General features: G+C 73.4%; 19 protein-coding genes and 1 tRNA gene. 15 read left to right on the top strand and 5 right to left on the bottom strand.

Annotation, left to right across the window (positions count from 1 at the left end; genetic code table 11):
• The first annotated feature begins 2 nt into the window (after positions 1 to 2).
• The 7 genes from AB0D74_RS09990 to AB0D74_RS09960 all read left to right on the top strand — a co-directional run bounded on the left by AB0D74_RS09990 (position 3) and on the right by AB0D74_RS09960 (position 5,252).
• A complete protein-coding gene (locus tag AB0D74_RS09990) occupies positions 3 to 458 on the top strand; it encodes an acyl carrier protein (RefSeq protein ID WP_362582564.1) in 456 nt (151 codons plus the stop codon).
• 8 nt (positions 459 to 466) lie between these two features.
• On the top strand, positions 467 to 1,402 hold the full coding sequence (locus AB0D74_RS09985) for a 4'-phosphopantetheinyl transferase superfamily protein (RefSeq protein WP_362582561.1): 936 nt from the start codon (positions 467 to 469) through the stop codon (positions 1,400 to 1,402).
• 115 nt (positions 1,403 to 1,517) lie between these two features.
• The gene (locus AB0D74_RS09980; protein ID WP_362583085.1) at positions 1,518 to 3,029 is read left to right on the top strand and encodes an acyl-CoA carboxylase subunit beta; all 1,512 of its coding nucleotides are present in this window, start codon (positions 1,518 to 1,520) and stop codon (positions 3,027 to 3,029) included.
• On the top strand, positions 3,026 to 3,316 hold the full coding sequence (locus tag AB0D74_RS09975; protein WP_362582558.1) for an acyl-CoA carboxylase subunit epsilon: 291 nt from the start codon (positions 3,026 to 3,028) through the stop codon (positions 3,314 to 3,316). The genes AB0D74_RS09980 and AB0D74_RS09975 overlap by 4 nt, the downstream gene beginning before the upstream one ends.
• Before the next feature lie 230 nt (positions 3,317 to 3,546).
• Positions 3,547 to 4,122, top strand: coding sequence for a nuclear transport factor 2 family protein (locus AB0D74_RS09970; protein WP_362582555.1), 576 nt, complete (start codon positions 3,547 to 3,549; stop codon positions 4,120 to 4,122).
• Between the two features lie 4 nt (positions 4,123 to 4,126).
• On the top strand, positions 4,127 to 4,435 hold the full coding sequence (locus AB0D74_RS09965) for an acyl carrier protein (RefSeq protein WP_362582552.1): 309 nt from the start codon (positions 4,127 to 4,129) through the stop codon (positions 4,433 to 4,435).
• 169 nt (positions 4,436 to 4,604) lie between these two features.
• Positions 4,605 to 5,252, top strand: a complete 648-nt coding sequence (locus AB0D74_RS09960; RefSeq protein ID WP_362582549.1) for a TetR family transcriptional regulator — start codon at positions 4,605 to 4,607, stop codon at positions 5,250 to 5,252.
• Between the two features lie 96 nt (positions 5,253 to 5,348).
• Here the strand turns inward: AB0D74_RS09960 and AB0D74_RS09955 are convergent.
• Positions 5,349 to 5,421 (bottom strand) — tRNA-Arg (locus AB0D74_RS09955).
• A 320-nt stretch (positions 5,422 to 5,741) separates the two neighbouring features.
• On the opposite strand from AB0D74_RS09955, the gene AB0D74_RS09950 reads away from it, so the two are divergent.
• The 5 genes from AB0D74_RS09950 (at position 5,742) to AB0D74_RS09930 (ending at position 12,510) form a co-directional block, all read left to right on the top strand.
• The gene (locus AB0D74_RS09950; protein ID WP_362582546.1) at positions 5,742 to 7,349 is read left to right on the top strand and encodes a dynamin family protein; all 1,608 of its coding nucleotides are present in this window, start codon (positions 5,742 to 5,744) and stop codon (positions 7,347 to 7,349) included.
• 48 nt (positions 7,350 to 7,397) lie between these two features.
• A complete protein-coding gene (locus AB0D74_RS09945; RefSeq protein WP_362582543.1) occupies positions 7,398 to 9,581 on the top strand; it encodes a YfjP family GTPase in 2,184 nt (727 codons plus the stop codon).
• Positions 9,582 to 9,894: 313 nt separating this feature from the next.
• On the top strand, positions 9,895 to 10,389 hold the full coding sequence (locus tag AB0D74_RS09940; RefSeq protein ID WP_362582540.1) for a single-stranded DNA-binding protein: 495 nt from the start codon (positions 9,895 to 9,897) through the stop codon (positions 10,387 to 10,389).
• A 375-nt stretch (positions 10,390 to 10,764) separates the two neighbouring features.
• Positions 10,765 to 12,132, top strand: a complete 1,368-nt coding sequence (locus AB0D74_RS09935; RefSeq protein WP_362583083.1) for a Cys-Gln thioester bond-forming surface protein — start codon at positions 10,765 to 10,767, stop codon at positions 12,130 to 12,132.
• Between the two features lie 24 nt (positions 12,133 to 12,156).
• Positions 12,157 to 12,510: a hypothetical protein gene (locus AB0D74_RS09930; protein ID WP_362582537.1), complete on the top strand. Its 354-nt coding sequence runs from the start codon at positions 12,157 to 12,159 to the stop codon at positions 12,508 to 12,510.
• Here AB0D74_RS09930 and AB0D74_RS09925 read toward each other — a convergent pair.
• Both AB0D74_RS09925 and AB0D74_RS09920 read right to left on the bottom strand, forming a co-directional pair.
• Positions 12,507 to 13,574 (bottom strand): zinc-dependent alcohol dehydrogenase family protein, encoded by a 1,068-nt coding sequence (locus AB0D74_RS09925; protein WP_362582534.1) that lies wholly within the window; start codon positions 13,572 to 13,574, stop codon positions 12,507 to 12,509. The two genes, AB0D74_RS09930 and AB0D74_RS09925, sit on opposite strands and share 4 nt — an antisense overlap.
• A gap of 98 nt (positions 13,575 to 13,672) precedes the next feature.
• A complete protein-coding gene (locus AB0D74_RS09920; RefSeq protein WP_362582531.1) occupies positions 13,673 to 14,422 on the bottom strand; it encodes a ferritin-like domain-containing protein in 750 nt (249 codons plus the stop codon).
• 302 nt (positions 14,423 to 14,724) lie between these two features.
• Between AB0D74_RS09920 and ettA the strand changes: the two genes are divergently transcribed.
• The 3 genes from ettA to AB0D74_RS09905 are packed head-to-tail and all read left to right on the top strand — an operon-like array spanning position 14,725 to position 17,501.
• On the top strand, positions 14,725 to 16,389 hold the full coding sequence (gene ettA / locus AB0D74_RS09915) for an energy-dependent translational throttle protein EttA (protein ID WP_362582528.1): 1,665 nt from the start codon (positions 14,725 to 14,727) through the stop codon (positions 16,387 to 16,389).
• Positions 16,390 to 16,395: 6 nt separating this feature from the next.
• Positions 16,396 to 16,809, top strand: a complete 414-nt coding sequence (locus AB0D74_RS09910; RefSeq protein ID WP_362582525.1) for a thioesterase family protein — start codon at positions 16,396 to 16,398, stop codon at positions 16,807 to 16,809.
• Entirely contained in the window at positions 16,806 to 17,501 is a 696-nt protein-coding gene (locus AB0D74_RS09905) for a hypothetical protein (RefSeq protein WP_362582522.1), read from the top strand. The genes AB0D74_RS09910 and AB0D74_RS09905 overlap by 4 nt, the downstream gene beginning before the upstream one ends.
• A gap of 21 nt (positions 17,502 to 17,522) precedes the next feature.
• Here the strand turns inward: AB0D74_RS09905 and AB0D74_RS09900 are convergent, their stop codons facing one another.
• Together AB0D74_RS09900 and AB0D74_RS09895 are read right to left on the bottom strand one after the other, a co-directional pair.
• A complete protein-coding gene (locus tag AB0D74_RS09900) occupies positions 17,523 to 17,927 on the bottom strand; it encodes a globin (protein WP_362582520.1) in 405 nt (134 codons plus the stop codon).
• Positions 17,928 to 18,032: 105 nt separating this feature from the next.
• Positions 18,033 to 19,715, bottom strand: coding sequence for an FHA domain-containing protein (locus tag AB0D74_RS09895; protein WP_362582517.1), 1,683 nt, complete (start codon positions 19,713 to 19,715; stop codon positions 18,033 to 18,035).
• Positions 19,716 to 19,764: the final 49 nt, after the last annotated feature.

The following is a 19,764-nucleotide window of genomic DNA, read 5'->3' as shown; positions in this document are numbered from 1 at the left end:
CCATGGACCAGACAACGCAGACCTGGGTCTTCGACGACCTGGACGACGATCTCGACGACCTGGACTACGAGTTCGAGCGCGACCAGATCGTCGAGGTGGTGCCGCCCAGCCTCGCGCAGCTCGCCACCGTCGGCCTCGCCGAACGCACCCGGCTCATCGACGCGTACGTCCGCGGCGAACTCGCCCGGGTGCTGCGGGTGGCGCCGGACAGCATCGACACCGTGGGCCGCCCGATGAACAGCCTCGGCATCGGCTCCATCAACGGCCTGGAACTCCAGCGCCGGATGGAGGCCGCGCTGTGCGTCGACGTCAACCTCAACCGGCTGCTGCGCGCCAACAGCGCCGCCGAACTGGTCGACTGCCTCGCCGGACAGCTCGGCCCCGAGGACAGCCCGCACAAGCACGCCGGCCGGCACGAGCACCACCTGGTCGCGCACGACGTGCCGAGCCCGAGGTGATCGGCCGGATGCCCGTCCTGGAGTTCGGCACGGCCGGCCCCGCCGGCCCCGCCGTCGCGCCGAGACTGCCCGCCGCCGGACAGCTGGACGTCTGGCTGGTCCGCCGGGCCGCCCTGGAGACCGCGGCCGAGCTGCTCGACCTGTCCGAGCTGAGCGAGGCCGAGCGGCGGCGGACCGCGTCCTTCGTCCGGCCCGCGGACGGGGTGACGTACGCCTCCGCGCACGTCGCCCTGCGCCGGCTGCTCGGTGGCTACCTGGGGCTGCCCCCGCAGGCCGTGCCGTTCGTGCGGGAGCCCTGCCCGGGCTGCGCCGAGCCGCACGGCCGGCCGGCGGTCGCCCACCCCGAGCCGCCGCTGCACTTCTCCCTCGCGCACAGCCACGGCATGGCCGTGGTCGCCGTCTCCCGTACGGTCGTCGGCGCCGACGTGGAGCGGCTGCCGCGGACCGAGACCGTCGAGGTCTGCACCCCCGCGCTGCATCCGGGGGAGCAGGCGGAGCTGGCCGGGTACGGCGACGCCACCGAACGGCGCGCGGCCTTCGGGCGGCTGTGGACCCGCAAGGAGGCCTACCTCAAGGCGCTCGGCACCGGGCTCTCCCGGGACCCCGGCCACGACTACCTGGGCGCCGACCCGCACCGCAGGCCGGCCGGCTGGACGCTCCTCGACCTGCCGTCCGGGCCCCGGCACAACGCGGCCGTCGCGGTGCGCGGCGGTGCGCCCGAGCAGGTCACCGTGCGCTGGGTGCCGCCGGTCGCGCTGTACGCGGGCGCGACCGTCGACCTGGACGCCGACGGGACGGTGGGCGTGCCCGTACCCGTGCCCGCGCCTGTGCCCGTGCCTGTGCCCGTGCCTGTGCCTGTGCCCGCGCCTGTGCCCGTGCCCGTGCCTGTGCCTGTGGCCGTGTCCGTGGGCGTGACCGCCCGAGTATCCGACTGGGGAGCGTGACCCGCCAATGTCACTCGAACAGAAAGCCGGTCCTGGAGCCGGCCGCCAGAGCCTGCACGACCGTGAGCACCGCGGCCAGTGGACCGCCGCCGAGCGCATCGAGGAGCTCGGGCTGATGAAGGAGGCCGCCCGCCACGGCGACCCCCTCGCCACCGAGCGCCAGCACGCCAAGGGCAAGCTCACCGCGTACGAACGCATCGAACTCCTGCTCGACGAGGGGTCGTTCAACGAGGTCGAGATGCTCCGCAGGCACCGCGCCACCGGCTTCGGCCTGGAGAAGAAGCGGCCGTACACCGACGGGGTGATCACCGGCTGGGGCACGGTCCACGGCCGTACCGTCTTCGTCTACGCGCACGACTTCCGCATCTTCGGCGGCGCCCTCGGCGAGGCCCACGCCCAGAAGATCCACAAGATCATGGACATGGCCATGGCGGCCGGGGCCCCGCTGGTGTCGCTGAACGACGGAGCCGGCGCCCGGATCCAGGAGGGCGTCTCCGCCCTCGCCGGCTACGGCGGCATCTTCCAGCGCAACACCCGCGCCTCCGGGGTGATCCCGCAGATCAGCGTGATGCTCGGCCCGTGCGCGGGCGGCGCCGCGTACTCGCCGGCCCTGACCGACTTCGTCTTCATGGTCCGGGACATCTCCCAGATGTTCATCACAGGACCCGACGTGGTGAAGGCGGTGACCGGCGAGGAGATCACCCAGAACGACCTCGGCGGCGCCGACGTCCACGCAGGCGCCTCCGGCGTGGCCCACTTCGCCTACGACGACGTGCGCGGCTGCATGGAGGACGTACGGCACCTGCTGTCGCTGCTGCCGTCCAACAACCGTGACCTGCCGCCCCGTTCGGCGACCACGGACCCGGCCGGCCGCCGTACCGACCGGGTGGTGGAGCTGGTCCCGGACGACCCCGGACGGGTCTACGACATCCGGACCGTCATCGAGGAGATCGTCGACGACGGCGACTACTTCGAGATCCAGCCCGGCTGGGCCACCAACGTGGTGTGCGCGCTGTCCCGGCTGGACGGCGAGGTCGTCGGCCTCGTCGCCAGCCAGCCGGCCTCGTTCGCCGGGGTCCTGGACATCGACGCCAGCGAAAAGGCGGCGCGGTTCGTGCAGTTCTGCGACGCCTTCAACATCCCGCTGGTCACCCTGATCGACGTACCGGGCTTCCTGCCGGGCGTGGACCAGGAGCACAACGGCATCATCCGGCGCGGCGCCAAGCTGCTCTACGCCTACTGCAACGCCACCGTGCCGCGGATCTCCCTGGTGCTGCGCAAGGCCTACGGCGGCGCGTACATCGTCATGGACTCCCGGTCCATCGGCACCGACCTCGCCCTGGCCTGGCCGTCCAACGAGATCGCCGTGATGGGCGCGGAGGGCGCGGCGAACGTCATCTTCCGCCGGGAGATCGCGGCGGCGGACGACCCCGAGTCCACCCGCGCGCAGAAGATCAAGGAGTACCAGGCGGAGCTGATGCACCCCTACTACGCGGCCGAGCGCGGTCTCATCGACGACGTCATCGACCCGCGCGAGACCCGCTCCACCCTCATCCGCGCCCTCGCGATGCTCCGCAGCAAGCAGGCCGACCTACCGTGCCGCAAGCACGGCAACCCGCCGCAGTGAGCACGCCGGAGAGCCCGCGGGGAGCGGACGGCGGCGGGGGCGCGGAGCGTCCGGCGGGTGCGGACGGTGCGGACGGTGCCCTGGTCATCAGGGTCGTGAAGGGGCAGGCGAGCCCCGCCGAGCTCGCCGCCCTCACCACCGTCCTGCTCGCCCGCGCCGCCGCCCTGGCCGCGGCGGACCCCTGCCCCCTGGAACCCCGCCCGGTGGCCGCCTGGCGCCGCCCGGAACGCCTCGCGGCGCACCGCGACCCCCGCGGCTGGCGCCTCACCGGCGGCCGGGCGGCGTGACGGAGGCACCCCCGGCCGAAGGCCGGCGGAGCCAGGACGGCACCGCGGCCGGTCGGCCCTCTTGCGGCCTGGCAGCGCCCCGGAAGGGGCACTGGGGGTGCCCCCGGCCGAGGGCCGGGGGAGGAACTGCGCGACCGGCCACGACGGTGCCGCAGTCGACCGACGGCCCGTCGCGGCGCTTCCAGCCGACCGGCGCCCCGCATACCCGACAGAATCGGAGTCCCGGACCCATGACCTCCCCGCCCCTCGACCGCGCCGCCACGGTCACCGAACTCCGCTCCGAACTCGACGCCCTGCGCGCCGAGTTCGGGGCCCTCGCCGACCGTGCCGCGGTCGCCGAACTGGTCGACCGCTACATCACCCTGCTCGACACCCAGGACGACCACGGCTTCGACCCCACCTGGCCGGCCACGGTCTTCACCCCGGACTGCCGTCTGGAGTTCCCGGTCGGCACCGTCGAGGGCCGCGACCGGGCCGCCGCCTTCCACCACGACCGCAAGTCCCGCTTCGCCCGCACCCACCACCTGGCCGCCAACTACGGCATCCGGTTGTCGGGGGACACCGCCCGGATCCGCGTCCACCTCGTCGCGTCCCACGTGCACCACGAGGACGGCCCGGACCCGGACGGCCGCTTCGACATCGGCGGCTACAGCGAGGGCGAGGCGGTCCGCACCCCGGACGGCTGGCGGCTGCACCGCTGGCGGTTCCGGCTGGTGTGGTCCGACGGCGCAGGCCCGCGTCCCGGCCCCGCCCCCGGCGAACTGCGCAGTTCCCAGCCACGACCACGCCACCCGAAAGGACGATGACACCGTGTCAGGCATACCGACGACCGAGCTCGACCTGGGCGCCTTGCGCGACACCTCCGGCGACGACCGCAGGCAGGTGTTCGAGACGTTCCTCTGCCGCAACCTCGCCCAGCACCTGGACATCCCCCCGGCCCACCGCATCGCCCGCAACCGCCCCCTCTACACCCAGGGCATCGACTCCCTCACCGCGCTGACCCTCCAGCGCACCCTGGAGTCGGCCCTGAACATCCCGGTACCGGCTCACCACCTGCTGCGCGAACAGTCGGTGGGCGAACTGGCCGCGACCCTGAGCGAACTGGTCGACCGCACCTGAGCCCCGTGCAGACGCCACCGGTGGGACGACGGCACGGCCACCGGTGGCATCGGGTACGCGTACCCGCTCCCACGTACCCGCTCTATCTGACAACGTTGTCCACCGTCTCGGGCCGTGCGTGCCAGAATGAGGGCGCCCGTCGTCCGTCCGGTCTTCATCGAGGTTGTCCGTGTCCCAGCCCGTCGGCCGCGTGCCGCAGCGTCGCAACGCACGGTCCAACCGGGCGCGGATCCTCGCCACCGCCCGCCAGGAACTCGGCCGGAACCCCGACATCACCCTGGAGGAGCTGGCCCGCGCCTCCGGTGTCGTACGGCGCACGCTCTTCGGGCACTTCCCGGGGCGGGCCGCGCTCCTGGAGGCGCTGGCCGAGGAGGCCGCCGAGGCGCTCCAGGCCGCCGTGGCACGGGGAGCGGAGTCCGCGGAGCCGGCCGACCGGGCCCTCGCGCGCTTCTCCCTGTCGATGTGGCCGGTGGGCGACCGCTACCGGATGCTGCTGGCCCTCGCCCACCGGGACCTGGGCGCGGAACGCGTCGCCGAGGTCCTTGCGCCCGCCCGGGTCCGGGCCACGGCGATCGTGGAGCGCGGCCAGCGGGACGGCGTCTTCCACCCCCACCTCCCGCCCGCGGTGCTCGGCGCCGCCCTGGAGGGCATGACGATCGCCCTGCTGGAACAGGTCAACGGCGGAGTCTTCGAGGACGACGGCACCCGCACGGCCGTCGCCTCGCTCATCGCGGCCGGCGTCCCGGAGCGGCAGGCCCGTACCGTGGTCGACGAGGTCGCCGCCGAGGCCGTACCGGAGGATTCCACCGGGGCCTGAGCCGTGCCGGCGGCCGATCCGTCCGCTCCGAAGGGGCTTTTCCTGGCCAACTTCGGAACGGGGGGCTGCCCGGCAGGCGGGCCAGGTGGCTCAGGGCGCCCCCGGCAGGACTCGAACCTGCGGCCAAGCGCTTAGAAGGCGCCTGCTCTATCCACTGAGCTACGGGGGCCGGCTGTGCTGGCCTCGTACGCACTGCCCTGGTGGGGCGGGTCCGTGACGTTGCCGGGGACAAGGATAGAACTCCCCGATCCGTGTCCCTGTTGCTTCGCCTCCGTGGCTCAATGTGGAGGTTCGGTGAAGCGGTCCTGATAATCGCAGGCAGGTACGAATCGTGCATCGCTTTTGGCGCCCGACGCACCGGGTGTTGTGCACTCGTTATGCCTGGACTGTGCCTCCGTCCCAGTCGCCCCTTCCGCCCGTTGTGTCCTGTCGGCACGCAGACATGTCTATATGCTTCAGAATTCCCCTAAAATTGGGCATTCTTCGCATGTGGTGACCTTGGACGTACGGCCTCAGCTGCTCGACACACTCTCCGCCCTGCGCGACCGTGTCGCTGCCGCACGCTTCCCGCTGCCCCTGGCGGGGGCTCCACGCGCGCGTGCCAACCGCGACGAACTGCTCGCACAGCTCGACGACTATCTGGTGCCCCGCCTCAAAGAGCCCGAAGCGCCGCTTCTGGCCGTGGTGGGCGGATCCACGGGCGCCGGCAAGTCGACCCTCGTCAACTCACTGGTGGGCCGCCGGGTCAGCGAGGCGGGCGTGCTGCGGCCGACCACCCGCACACCGGTCCTGGTCTGTCATCCGGAGGACCATCACTGGTTCAGCGGCATGCGCGTGCTGCCCGACCTCACCCGAGAGTGGGTACCGCACCAGGAGCCCAGCGACGACCCCTTCCTCCCCGGCGACAACTCCGCACGCGTGCTGCGCGTCGAGACCGCCGACAGCATCCCGCGCGGCCTCGCCCTGCTGGACGCCCCCGACATCGACTCCCTGGTCGTCGACAACCGCGTCCTCGCCGCAGAACTCATCTGTGCCGCCGACGTCTGGGTGATGGTGACCACGGCCGCCCGCTACGCCGACGCCGTCCCCTGGCACCTGCTGCGCACCGCCAAGGAGTACGACGCCACCCTGGTGACCGTCCTCGACCGGGTCCCGCACACGGTCGTCTCCGAGGTCTCCCGGCAGTACGGCGCCCTCCTCACCAAGGCCGGACTCGGTGACGTACCCCGGTTCACCGTGCCCGAGCTGCCGGAGTCGGCCTGGGGCGGCGGTCTGCTCCCGGCCACCGCGGTCGCCCCGCTGCGCGCCTGGCTCCTCCACCAGGCCCAGGACCCCGGCGCCCGCAGCCACACCCTGGCCAGGACCGCCCACGGCCTCCTCGACTCCCTCAAGGCCCGCATGCCCGAACTGGCCGGCGCCGCCGCCGCCCAGTACGCCGCCGCCCTGCGCCTGACCTCCGCCGTCGAGACGGCGTACGACAGCGAGCACGCGCGCGTGCGAGGACGCCTGCAGAGCGGGGCCGTCCTGGCCGGCGACGCCCTCAAGCGCTGGCGCGCCTACCCCCTCGACTGTTCCGCCGACGAACTCCTGGACGCCCTGGTGGAGAGCCTCGCCGCCTTGCTGCTCTGCTCCGTCACCGCCGCCGACGAACGCGTCGACGACACCTGGCGCCGCGAGCCGGCCTCCTCCGCCCCCGGACTCACCGACCGCGACCCGTCCCTGGAGAGCGCCGAGCACCGCATCGGCCTCGCCGTCCGGCGCTGGCGGCGCGAGCTGGAGGAGTACGCCGAGGACGAGGTGCGCGAGCTCGACCGCAGCGTCGCCCCGGACTCCGAGGCCGTCGCCGCCCTGGTCGCCACCGCGCTGCTCGGCGGCCGGCGCACCAAGGCCGCGGGGGAGCGGCTCGCCGAGCGCATCGGCGCCCACGGCGCGCTGCGGCTGCGCGACCGGGCCGGACGGCTGCTCACCGAGCACGTCGACCGCGTCCTGCACGCCGAGCGTGAGCGCCGCCTCGCGCCGCTCGACGCCCTCGACGTGCATCCCGAACCCCAGGCCGAACTCATCGCCGCCCTGTCCGTCCTGCAGAAGGAGAGGTGACCGGTGACCGCCGTCACTGACCACGACCACACGGATCACATGGAACACATGGATCACACCAGTGACTTCACCGGTGACTACTCCAGCGACTTCGAGACCGCCGCACCGGCCGCGCGAGCGACCGCGGCGGACAGCGCGCCCGACGCCGTACGGGAGCCCGCACGAGACCGGGCCCCGGACGGCACCCAGCACCGGGACGAGACCCGAACGGACCCCAGGAATCCCAAGGGCCACCAGGACCCCCAGGAATCCAAGCCGTCCAAGTCGTCCAAGCCGTCCGAGGCGGCGGAGTCGGCGGAGGCGGCCGAGGCGTACGCGGATACCGCCGGAGCCCGCGGAGCCGCCTCCGGAGCCAGGCAGGCCGCCGCGGCGGCCGACACCGCCGGGTCGGCCGCCGACACCGAGAACGTCCCGCACGCACGCGTGCGGGAGCAACGGGAGCCGGCCGACGACCGTCCGCCCGCCCCCGCGACCACCGCGCCTCCCGCGACCACCGACGACCGCCCGCCCGGCGCCGACGATCCGGCCGCCGACGACGACGTGTGGGACGACGGCCTCATCGCGCGCCGGGTCACCGAGACCGCCAAGGCCGCCGTCCCCGTCGTGGAGACCCGCGGTCCGGGCGCCCCGGCCCCCGCCCCGCTCGCGTACGACGGCCCGCTGCGCTCCCGCCTCGACGCCCTGCGCGAACTCGTCGGCCTCTCCCGCACCCGTCTCGACAGCAACACCCTCGCCGAGGCCGGCCGGGTCCTGGACGAGGCGGCCACCCGGCGCCGGCTCTCCGGCCAGCACACCGTGGTCGCCCTCGCCGGCGCCACCGGCAGCGGCAAGTCCCAGCTGTTCAACGCGCTCGCCGGAGTCGCCATCTCGGAGACCGGGGTACGCCGGCCCACCACCGCGGCGCCCATCGCGTGCAGCTGGAGCGACGGCAGCGCCGCCCTCATCGACCGGCTCGGCATCCCGGGCCGGCTGCGCCGCCGTCCCGTGCACAACCCGGAGGCGGACGCCCAGTTGCGCGGGCTGGTCCTGATCGACCTGCCCGACCACGACTCGGCCGCCGTCCAGCACCGCGCGCAGGTCGACCGGATCCTGAAACTCGTCGACGCGGTGATCTGGGTCGTCGACCCCGAGAAGTACGCCGACGCCGTGCTCCACGAGCGCTATCTGCGGCCCATGGCCGGCCACGCCGAGGTCATGTTCATCGTCCTCAACCAGACCGACCGGCTGCCCGGCGAGGCCACCGACCAGGTCCTGGACGATCTGCGCCGGCTGCTCGACGACGACGGCATCGCCCTCGGCGAGTACGGCGACCCGGGCGCGACCGTGCTCGCGCTGTCCGCGCTCACCGGCGACGGCGTCGGCGAACTGCGCGAGGTGCTCGGCCAGTTCGTCTCCGAGCGGGGTGCGGCGGCCCGCCGGGTCGCGGCCGACGTGGACGCCGCCGCGACCCGGCTGCGGCCCGTCTACGCCACCGGCAGGCGCGCCGGGCTCACCGAGGAGGCGCGCGACGAGTTCGCCGGGCGGCTCGCGGACGCGGTCGGCGCCACCGCCGCGGGCGAGGCCGCCGAGCGGGCCTGGCGGCGCAACGCCAACCGGGCCTGCGGCACGCCCTGGCTGCGGCTGTGGCGCTGGTACCAGAAGCGCGGCGAGCCGCAGACCGGACGCTTGCAGAAGGCCCAGCCGGAGGTGGAGGCCACCGCGCGGCAGCGCGTCGAGCAGGCGGTGCGCACGGTCTCCGAGCGGGCCTCGGCCGGGCTGCCCACGCCCTGGGCGCAGGCGGTGCGCGAGGCGGCCGTACGCGGCTCGCAGGGCCTTCCGGAGGCGCTCGACGACCTGGCGGCGCGGGCCGGGCTGCCGCCGGGGCGGCCACCGCGGCCGGGCTGGTGGCCGGTGGCGGTGCTGGCCCAGGCCGCGATGACGCTCCTTCAGGTGGTCGGCGGGCTGTGGCTGATGGGCCAGATCACCGGGGTGACGGCGCCCAACCTGGGCGTTCCGGTGCTGCTGATGGTCTCCGGGATCATCGGCGGCCCGCTGGTCGAGTGGGGCTGCCGGATGGCGGCCCGCGGTCCGGCCCGCCGGTACGGCACGGAGGCGGAACGCCGGCTCCGCGAGGCTGCGGCCGGCTGCGGCCGGGCCCGGGTGCTGGACCCCGTGGCGGCGGAGCTGCTGCGGTACCAGGAGGTGCGGGAGCAGTACGCGAGGGTGACGCGGACGGGCGCCGGAGTGGGGTGAGGCCCGAGCCGGGGTGAGGCTCCGTCCGGGGGGACGGGGGTCACTCGTCCGGGTGGTGGAGTTTTCCACAGGCCGGCGGTGGTCCACAGCGCTCGGCGGGCCCGGTCCGGCGGCGGCAGTCTGGTCCCACGGCGATCGCGACCTGCAGGGGCGCACCCGGATGTACGTGGACGCACGCGGATGCACGCAGACGCAAGCGGATGTCCGCGGACGCATCCCCCGCACGCGGTCGCCGTGGTGGACACCGCCGTACGGGACGGACCCGTACGCGGATCCGCCCGGCCGCGGCGGCCGGGCGAGGGAGGGGTTCGTGATGAACGAGACGATGGTCTGCGCGGTGGGCAACGTGGCGACGCAGCCGGTGTTCCGGGAGCTGGCGGCGGGTCCGTCGGCCCGGTTCCGGCTGGCGGTGACCGCGCGCTACTGGGACCGCGAGAAGAACGCCTGGACGGACGGCCACACCAACTTCTTCACGGTGTGGGCCAACCGGCAGCTCGCCACCAACGCGGCGACCTCGCTGGCGGTCGGCGACCCGGTCGTCGTACAGGGACGGCTGAAGGTGCGCACCGAGACCCGGGAGGGCCAGCAGCGGACCTCCGCCGACATCGACGCGGTGGCGATCGGCCACGACCTCGCCCGCGGCACGGCGGCCTTCCGGCGAACCGGCAGGCCGGACACGACGGCTCCGGCACCACCGCGCCCGGAACCCGACTGGGAGGCACCGGTGGAGTCCCCCGACCCGCCCGCCCAGCAACAGCCGGAGCCGGAGCCGGTGGCGATGACGATGGCGGTGGCGGCGACGCCGTGACACGCCGTGACGCACCGTGAAGCCGGTTCCGTTCGCGGCCTGTTGACGGCTTGCCGGCGCATGCGCTCCGCGACACCCGCCCTCACGACGGGTGGATTTGTCGACAAGCCCTGCCTGTGCCCGGCTCGCTCGCGTCTCCGCGATAACGATTACGGATCGGATCGCTCATCGGACCATCTCACCGGGAAAGGCCGGTCCGGCTGATCCATAGGATGCCGGGCATGGCCCCTGGGGCCGCTGATTCTGCTGGTGGGACCACCCCCCGCGTCCAACGGGTCCTGCTCGAAGGGGAATTCTGTGCTCGCTGCGTTCTCTGGTTCCTCGGCGCCTCGCGCGTCCACCAGGCACTACGGCACCGCCGTGGCCGTCAGAGGCATGGCCCGCCTCGGCGCCGCGACCCTGGTGTCCGGACTGGTGGCCGCCGTCGCGCTGACCGGCGCCGGCCGGGCCGCGGCCGACGACGGGACCGCCCAGAACCAGAGCGGGGCCACGGCGACCATGAACGGCCTGAAGACCTACGGCGAGGCCGTGGTCCACGGCGACAGCGGCGACGAGCAGGTGGCCGCGGGCCTGTTCGAGATGTCCGTGGACGGCGGCGGCACGCTCCAGACGTACTGCGTCGACCTCCACAACCCCGCCCAGCGGGACGCCAAGTACCAGGAGACGGCCTGGAGCGGCACCTCGCTCGGCGCCAACAAGAACGCCGGCGACATCCGCTGGATCCTGCAGAACTCCTACCCGCAGGTCAACGACCTCGCCGCGCTGGCCCGCAAGGCCGGTGCCGCCGGCCTCACCGAGCAGGACGCGGCGGCCGGCACCCAGGTGGCGATCTGGCGTTTCTCGGACGGCGCGGACGTCGACGCCGTCGACCCGCAGGCCGAGAAGCTCGCCGACTACCTGGAGAAGAACGCCCGCGGCCAGAACGAGCCGCAGGCCTCGCTGGCCCTCTCCCCGCCGGCCGTCTCCGGCCGCCCCGGCGGCCTGCTCGGCCCGGTGACGGTGCACACCAACGCGCGTACGGTCACCGTGGTCCCGCCGTCCGACGCGGCCCTCAGCGGCGTCCGGATCACCGACAAGGCCGGCAAGCCGGTCACCACCGCGCAGGACGGCACCGAGCTGTACTTCAAGGTCCCCGACGACGCGGCGGACAGCTCCGCCGAACTGACCGTCCAGGCGTCGACGACGGTCCCCGTCGGCCGGGCCTTCACCTCCGGGAGCCGCAGCCAGACGCAGATCCTGGCCGGCTCCAGCGAGTCCACGGTCGCCGCGACCGCGAACGCGACCTGGGCGGCCCAGGGCGCGATACCGGCACTGTCGGCCGAGAAGAACTGCGCCCGCAGCGGCGTGGACATCACCGCGGCCAACACCGGGGACAAGCCGTTCACCTTCGAGCTGGTGAGCACCGAGTACAGCATCCCCGCCGACACCTCGCGGACGGTGACCGTACCGCTCCAGGAGGACCAGGCCTACGACTTCACGATCACCGGCCCGAACGGCCTCGAACGCCGCTTCACCGGTGTCCTCGACTGCAAGACCCAGGGCAGCGACGCGGGCCTCGCCACTCAGACCCTCAGCGAGCCCAGCCCGGCGTCGGTCGGCGGCACCGCCTCCGACGTCAACCTGGCCGCGACCGGCGGCGACTCGGCGACCGGCGTGATCACGGGCGTGGCCATCGGCCTGGTGGTGATCGGCGGCGCGGTCCTGGTGATTCTCCGTCAGCGGGAGAATCAGCAGACCGACTGACTCCCGGGCGGGCACCATGACGTCATGACCAACTCACCCGCACCCGGCAGGCCGTCGTCCCCGGACTCCATCCTGTCCCTGTGGTCCCACGACTCGGTGCTGTCGATCGGCTCGGTGGGCTCCGTGCTCTCCATCGGGTCGGTGGGCTCGGCCCTCTCCGTCGGCTCGATCGGCAGCGCCCTCTCGGCAGGCTCGATCGGTTCGGCCCTGTCCTTCGCCTCGGCAGCCTCCTGGCTGAGCACGGGGTCCGTCCTCTCGGCCAACTCCCGCTGGTCCGCGCTGTCCTGGCGCTCCTCCCGGGCGTACCGCTCGGCCGGGGCCGCGGGAGCGGTCGCCGTGACCGCCCTCCTCCTGCACAAGGCGCTGCGATCCCGCTAGCGGCCGTCCCCGAAGACGTTCTCGAAGACGTCCTCGAAAACGAGAAGCGGTTTGGCGCCGTGCGCGGGCGCCTCGGCGAACGAGACGGCCTCGGCGAAGCGTTCGAGCGGGAACGGCCGGCCCCCGGGGATGGCCAGCACGCCACGGACGACGAGGCTGCGCACCTCGCACAGTGCGTCCACGACATCCGCGGGGGAGGCGGTACCGAACCAGCGGTTCAGCCAGAACCCGCGGACCACCTTGGTCTCGTAGATGAGCGAGCGCGCCGACACCGGGATCGTCAACGCCGCCGGGTCGGTCTGCCGATGGGTGGAGAGCGCGCCGTAGACCACGACCTCTCCGCCCGGAGCCAGTGCCCGGGACACCTGGGCACCCAGCTCCCCGGCGACGCAGTCGGTGGCCTTGCGCACGCCGGCCGGTCCGGCGATCTCGGCCACCCGCTGCACCAGGTCCTCGTCCTCGGTGCAGACGACCTCGTCGCCACCGAGCGCCTTGATCTCCTCGACGGCGTCACGCCGCCGCACCACGTTGATCGTCCGAATCCCCAGATGCCCGGCCAGCTGGACGACGAGCCGGCCGACGGTGGAGCCCGCGGCCGTCTGCAACAGCCATTCACCCGGCTGCACGTCGAGCTCGCGGGTCACCAGGAGCAGCGCGGTCAACGGGTTGACGGCGAGCTGGCAGGCGTCGGAGTCGCTCAGCCGGTCCGGGACCGGCAGCAGCCTGGACGCGTCGGCGACGAGGTACTCCTGCCAGGTGCCGTCGACCCGCGGCCCGGGTACCGCCGGGATCGCGACGTCCACCACGCGCTCGCCGATGCGCAGCCCCTCGGTGCCCGGACCGAGGGCCTCGACGCGGCCCACGCACTCCATGTACCCCCCGACCGCGGGAAACCCGGGGGAGAAGCCGTAACGGCCGCGCAGCACATGCAGATCGCTGGCGTGCACCGGAGTCGCCGTCACCCGGATCAGCGCCTGGCCGGCCTCCGCCATGGGAACCGGCCGGGACTCCAGCCGCAGCACATCGCCCGGTTCACCGACCCGACCCGCTACCAGCGCACGCATCGACCGTGGCATGAGAGACCTTTCGCCTCTCCCAGCGTGCGCCCCTCCCCGAGCGCTGTCCTGTCGAAGAGAGCCGGGAACTCCCCGGTGCCGAACCGTCAGACCCCGGACCGGTCCCGGACCGCCTGCCGCCGTACGCCCGGGGCGGCCGTCAGCACCGCGGAGACCACCGCGTGGGACGAGGCCATGACATCCCGTACGAACCGCAGGCGCCCGGTGCCGAGGCGCCGCAGCGCCGGTCCGTGGTCCGTGGCGACGACCGCGCAGACGGCGAGCAGAAGAAGCCGCCACAGGCCCATCACCGGGCGGCGCACGGCGCGGGGCAGCTCCGCCAGGGAGGCGTGCAGCCGGTCGCAGTGGAACGGCACGTGGCGCTCCTCGTCGGACAGGATCCGCCCCGCCACCTCCGTGGTGAGCGCGTCGTCGGTGCCGTCGCGCAGGGCCCGGTAGTAACGCAGCGCCACGACCTCCGCGATCATCAGCACCAGCAGCTCCAGGCGCAGGCCCATGAGGCGCCGCAGCCGTACGAAGACCGCGTCGCTCCAGTGCCCGGCCAGCGTCGGCACGCCCCCCGCTGCCAGCAGCCGGGCCAGCAGCCGGGCGTGGTTCTGCTCCTCCGCGACGAAGAGCCGCACCGCCGCCCCGTAGTCGGCGTCACCTGCCTGGTCCGCCTTGCCGATCAGGTTGCCGCCGTCACCGTCCTCCCCGACCTGGAAACGCTGGACGCCGGCCCACACCGCCGGATGCAGCGTCGCGCCCCGCCCCCAGTCCGGATCACCCTGTACGCGTCTGCGCTCACGCTCGTCCTCGAACCGCCTTGTCCACTCGGCGAAGCCGCCCGTACCCACCCGGTCTCCCCTCTCCGGGGCACGACCCCCGCGCCCCGAAGAAGCACGACGCACACCACCACCGAAGCGTTCCGCCCCCGCCCGCCCGCCGCCTCTCCGGCCACGGCCACGGCCGTGACGCCGCCCCACAGCACCCCGCAGCGCCCCGCCGTGCCCCACAGTGACGAACGCACTACCGCGCCGCCCGACGAACCCCCAGGTCACAGCCCCCGGACCGAACGGGTTAACACCCGAGGCTGGACGTCAGGCAAGATGGGGTGTATCTGCCCACTGCCAGATTTCAAGCTGCCGGACGGTTTCTCTTGGCTGAGTTCATTTACACCATGCGCAAGACGCGCAAGGCGCACGGCGACAAGGTGATTCTCGATGACGTCACCCTGAACTTCCTGCCGGGGGCGAAGATCGGCGTCGTCGGTCCGAACGGTGCCGGTAAGTCGACCGTGCTGAAGATCATGGCGGGGCTGGAGCAGCCGTCCAACGGCGACGCCTACATCTCGCCGGGGTACAGCGTCGGCATCCTCATGCAGGAGCCCACGCTCACCGAGGACAAGACCGTCCTGGAGAACGTCCAGGAGGGTGTCGCCGAGGTCAAGGGCAAGCTCGACCGGTTCAACGAGATCGCCGAGCTGATGGCGACCGACTACTCCGACGCGCTGCTCGACGAGATGGGCAAGCTCCAGGAGGACCTGGACCACGCCAACGCCTGGGACCTCGACGCCCAGCTGGAGCAGGCGATGGACGCCCTCGGCTGCCCGCCCGGCGACTGGCCCGTCACCACGCTCTCCGGTGGTGAGAAGCGGCGTGTGGCGCTGTGCAAGCTGCTGCTGGAGGCCCCCGACCTGCTGCTCCTCGACGAGCCCACCAACCACCTCGACGCCGAGTCGGTGAACTGGCTGGAGCAGCACCTCGCCAAGTACGCCGGCACCGTCGTGGCCATCACCCACGACCGGTACTTCCTGGACAACGTCGCCGAGTGGATCCTCGAACTCGACCGAGGCCGCGCCTACCCCTACGAGGGCAACTACTCCACCTACCTGGAGAGCAAGGCGAGCCGTCTCAAGGTCGAGGGCCAGAAGGACGCCAAGCGGCAGAAGCGCCTCAAGGAGGAGCTGGAGTGGGTCCGCTCCAACGCCAAGGGACGCCAGGCCAAGTCCAAGGCCCGTCTCGCGCGGTACGAGGAGATGGCCGCCGAGGCCGACAAGATGCGGAAGCTGGACTTCGAGGAGATCCAGATCCCGCCGGGCCCGCGGCTCGGCAGCATCGTCGTCGAGGTCGACAAGCTGAACAAGGCCTTCGGTGAGAAGGTCCTCGTCGACGGCCTCAGCTTCACGCTGCCGCGCAACGGCATCGTCGGCGTCATCGGCCCGAACGGCGCCGGCAAGACCACCCTCTTCAAGATGATCCAGGGCCTGGAGACGCCGGACTCCGGCGACATCAAGGTCGGCGAGACCGTCAAGATCTCCTACGTCGACCAGGGCCGCTCCAACCTCGACCCGAAGAAGACGCTGTGGGAGGTCGTGTCCGACGGGCTCGACTACATCAACGTCGGCCAGGTCGAGATGCCGAGCCGCGCCTACGTGTCGGCCTTCGGCTTCAAGGGCCCGGACCAGCAGAAGCCGACCGGTGTGCTCTCCGGCGGTGAGCGCAACCGCCTCAACCTCGCGCTCACCCTCAAGCAGGGCGGCAACCTGCTGCTCCTCGACGAGCCGACCAACGACCTGGACGTGGAGACCCTCTCCAGCCTGGAGAACGCGCTCCTGGAGTTCCCCGGCTGCGCCGTCGTCGTCTCCCACGACCGCTGGTTCCTGGACCGGGTCGCCACCCACATCCTCGCCTACGAGGGCGAGTCCAAGTGGTTCTGGTTCGAGGGCAACTTCGAGTCCTACGAGAAGAACAAGATCGAGCGGCTCGGCCCGGACGCCGCCCGTCCGCACCGTGCCACCTACAAGAAGCTGACCCGGGGCTGATCGATCTTGCGCCACATCTACCGCTGCCCCCTGCGCTGGGCGGACATGGACGCGTACGGCCACGTCAACAACGTGGTCTTCCTCCGGTACCTGGAGGAGGCCCGTATCGACTTCCTGTTCCGCCCGGACAAGGACTTCAAGCAGGGGTCGGTGGTGGCGCGCCACGAGATCGACTACAAACGGCAGCTCGTCCACCGGCACCACCCGGTCGACATCGAGCTGTGGGTCACCGAGATCAGGGCCGCGTCCTTCACCGTCACCTACGAGGTGAAGGACGACGACCTGGTCTACGTACGGGCCTCGACGGTGATCGTGCCGTTCGACTTCGACGCCGGACGGCCGCGCCGGATCACCGCCGAGGAGCGGGACTTCCTCGCGGAGTACCGCGACGAGGACAAGGAGGAGGCCGTCGCCGCATGACGGTGCTCCACCTCGCCGACGACGGGGAGGCGGCGGACCTCGCCGCCTTCCTCTCCCGGCTGCTCCGCTACGACCGCTCGGCCGCGGTACGGCTGCAGGCGGTCGGCACCGCGCTCGCCGTCTTCGGACGGCCCCCCTCCTTCGAGGTGCTGGCGATCCGCGCGGTGCGGCTCGCCAAGCCCTACGAGGACGGCCTGGACGTCACCCTCGACGTGACCGTGTCGGCGGGCGAACTGCTGGAGTCGCTGGACGAACGGGCCGCGACGGCCGCCGTGCCGAAGGCGGTCACCGGGCCACCGTGGGCCGGGGTGCTGCCGCCGCGGGGCGGCTGGCGGCCCGAGCCGGGGCTGCCCGCGCCGCAGGCGCTGCGCGCCACCGTCACCGCCGCGGTCGGTGAATTCCGGTCCCGTACCGAGGAGTTGGCCCCGGACGGCCGTACCCGCGCCGAACTCGACCGGATCGGGCGGGACATCTGGTCCCGGACCGTGGGCGGCACCCCGCTCCCGGTACGGGCCGTGCATGCCGCCCAGTCCCTCGGCTTCCTGCGGACGTCCGGTGCGGCCGACGCCGCCGACTCGAGCGACGAGGTCGTGCTGCTGTCCTCGGGGGCCTGGCTGCGGCTGCGGACCCCGTTCGGGTCGATCGCCGTACGGCGGGCGGGACTCGGGGCGCTGGGCGTCAGCGTCCGCTGACCGCCGGCGGCACGACGCCGGTCAGTCGGGGGTGTTGACCATCGACTGGGCCGCGTAGGTCAGGTAGTTCCAGAGCTGTTCGCGGTGCTCGGCGGAGAGGCCGAGCTCGTCCACGGCCACCCGCATGTGCCGCAGCCAGGCGTCGTGCGCCGCCCGGTCCACGGTGAACGGCGCGTGCCGCATCCGCAGCCGGGGGTGGCCGCGGTTGTCGCTGTAGGTCGTGGGGCCGCCCCAGTACTGGATGAGGAACAGGGTGAGCCGCTCCTCGGCCGGCCCCAGGTCCTCCTCCGGATACATCGGCCGCAGGAGCGGGTCCTCGGCGACACCCTCGTAGAAACGGTGGACCAGCCGACGGAAGGTCTCCTCCCCGCCGACCAGCTCGTAGAAGGTCTTCTCCTGAAGCGTGCCGCGCCGAATCTCTGTCACCCCTCCATGGTCTCAGACGGGGTGACCGAGGACTCCAGGCTTAGGACCCGGAGAGGATACGGAGACGTGACGGGACGGGGCGCGCCCCCGGAGGGGCGCCGACGCTCAGCCCCGCCGGACGGTGATCGTCGTCCACGCGCCCACGTGCACCCGGTCCCCGTCCTGCAGCGGTACCGGGACGAAGGGCTGGATCGGCTCCTCGCCACCGTTCACCGTGGTGCCGTTCGTCGAGTTCTGGTCGACGACCGCCCAGCTGCCGTCCGGCTGCTGGACCAGGACCGCGTGCTGGTGCGAGACGCCCGGGTCCTCCGGCGGCACCGACAGGTCGATGTCGGGGGTGTCGCCGGTGGAGTGCCGGCGGCGGCCGATGGTGACCTGGTTGCCGGTGAGCGCGCGCTGCTGCTCCGGGGAGTAGGCGGGCAGGTTGAGGCCTGCCGCCTCCGGGCCCGAGCGCTGCATCATCGCCATGAAGTACTCGCGGTCGGGGCCGATCGTCGCCATCCAGGTCGCCGGGGACTGCGGGGCCTGCGGGAAGGCGGGGCCGGGCGGGGCCTGGGTGGCGCCGGGCTGCGGGTAGCCGTAGCCGCCGGGGCGGCCGGGTGCGCTGGGGCCCGCCGGACCGCCGGCCTGTCCGGGCGGGGAGATCACCCAGTCGTCGTCACCGCCGCCGAAGGGCGGGCCGCCGGCCGGCGGCCTGGTCTCCTGCGGGAAGCCGGGCGGCGCGGGCGGGGCCGACTGCTGGAAGGCGCCGGGAGCGCCGCCGGTGGTCGCACCGGGGCCGCCCGGCGGGCGGGACGGGTCCGAGCCGCCGAAGGGCCCGGCGGCGGGGCCGCCGACGGGTTCACGGGTGTAGGGGCCGGCGGCCTGGCCGGCGCCGGGAGGACCGCCGAACGCGGACGCGCCGCCGGGGTTCTGACCCGGGGCACCACCGAACTGCGGGGGCGGAGCAGCGGGGCCGCGCTCGCCGCCGTAGGGCGGGGGAGCGGACTGGCCGGGGGCACCGCCGAACGCGGGCGGACCGGACTGGCCGCGGTCGCCGCCACCGAAGCCGGAGGGGCCGGACGGACCGCGGTCACCGCCGCCGAAAGCCGGCGGGCCGGACTGGCCGCGATCGCCGCCGCCGAAGCCCGAGGGGCCGGACTGGCCCCGGTCACCGCCGCCGAACGCGGGCGGACCCGACTGGCCGCGGTCGCCGCCGAAGCCGGACGGGCCCGAGGGTCCCGACGGGCCGGGCGGCGGACCCGAGGGGCCGCGGTCGGCGCCGAAGGGGGACTGGCCGCCGCGCTCGCCCGCGAACGGCGTCGGGCCCGAGGGCTCGCTGCCGAAGGAGGGGATCGGCTCGGCCGGACGGTTCACCTGGGAGGGGCGCGAGCCCTGGTACTCGTACGAGTCGCCGCCGCCGAACGACGGCGGGGCCGGCGGCCGGAAGGTCGGCGCGCCCGGGCCGCCCGGGCCGCCGCCCGCGGGCGGGCGCGGGGCGGCCGGGGTGTACGAGGTGGCCGTGTTGGTCAGGAAGTTCCAGCGGCACTCCTCGCAGAACGGAGCACCGCCCTCACGGGGCGTACGGCACTGCGGGCACAGCTCCGGCTCGGCCGAGTTCGGCACGGCGGACAGATGCCGGCCGCCGCCCATCGGGCCACCGGCCTGGGCACCGGGCGCGGGCGGCGGGAAGCCGTAGCCGCCGGCGGTCGGCGGGGGCGGCGGAGGTACGGCACCGGCCATGCGGTGACCGCACACCTCGCACCAGTCGTCGGAACCCGACTGGTGTCCGTTCGGGCAGGTCGGCATGGCGGGCTTCCCTCTCTGTCAGGATCGTCCTGAGCCTGTCTGGGTGGTG

Source organism: Streptomyces sp. NPDC048278 (genome assembly GCF_040652195.1).
GTDB lineage: Bacteria > Actinomycetota > Actinomycetes > Streptomycetales > Streptomycetaceae > Streptomyces.
Note: the sequence above shows the minus strand (reverse complement) of the source record. Positions and strands in the feature narration are given on the sequence as shown.

Excerpts from the sequence above, each read along its gene's own strand:
- AB0D74_RS09990 (WP_362582564.1), top strand. The coding sequence starts at position 3 with ATGGACCAGACAACGCAGACCTGGGTCTTCGACGACCTGGACGACGAT.
- AB0D74_RS09985 (WP_362582561.1), top strand. The coding sequence starts at position 467 with ATGCCCGTCCTGGAGTTCGGCACGGCCGGCCCCGCCGGCCCCGCCGTC.
- AB0D74_RS09980 (WP_362583085.1), top strand. The coding sequence starts at position 1,518 with ATGAAGGAGGCCGCCCGCCACGGCGACCCCCTCGCCACCGAGCGCCAG.
- AB0D74_RS09970 (WP_362582555.1), top strand. The coding sequence starts at position 3,547 with ATGACCTCCCCGCCCCTCGACCGCGCCGCCACGGTCACCGAACTCCGC.
- AB0D74_RS09945 (WP_362582543.1), top strand. The coding sequence starts at position 7,398 with ATGGATCACACCAGTGACTTCACCGGTGACTACTCCAGCGACTTCGAG.
- AB0D74_RS09940 (WP_362582540.1), top strand. The coding sequence starts at position 9,895 with ATGAACGAGACGATGGTCTGCGCGGTGGGCAACGTGGCGACGCAGCCG.
- AB0D74_RS09935 (WP_362583083.1), top strand. The coding sequence starts at position 10,765 with ATGGCCCGCCTCGGCGCCGCGACCCTGGTGTCCGGACTGGTGGCCGCC.
- AB0D74_RS09930 (WP_362582537.1), top strand. The coding sequence starts at position 12,157 with ATGACCAACTCACCCGCACCCGGCAGGCCGTCGTCCCCGGACTCCATC.
- AB0D74_RS09925 (WP_362582534.1), bottom strand. The coding sequence starts at position 13,574 with ATGCGTGCGCTGGTAGCGGGTCGGGTCGGTGAACCGGGCGATGTGCTG.
- AB0D74_RS09905 (WP_362582522.1), top strand. The coding sequence starts at position 16,806 with ATGACGGTGCTCCACCTCGCCGACGACGGGGAGGCGGCGGACCTCGCC.
- AB0D74_RS09895 (WP_362582517.1), bottom strand. The coding sequence starts at position 19,715 with ATGCCGACCTGCCCGAACGGACACCAGTCGGGTTCCGACGACTGGTGC.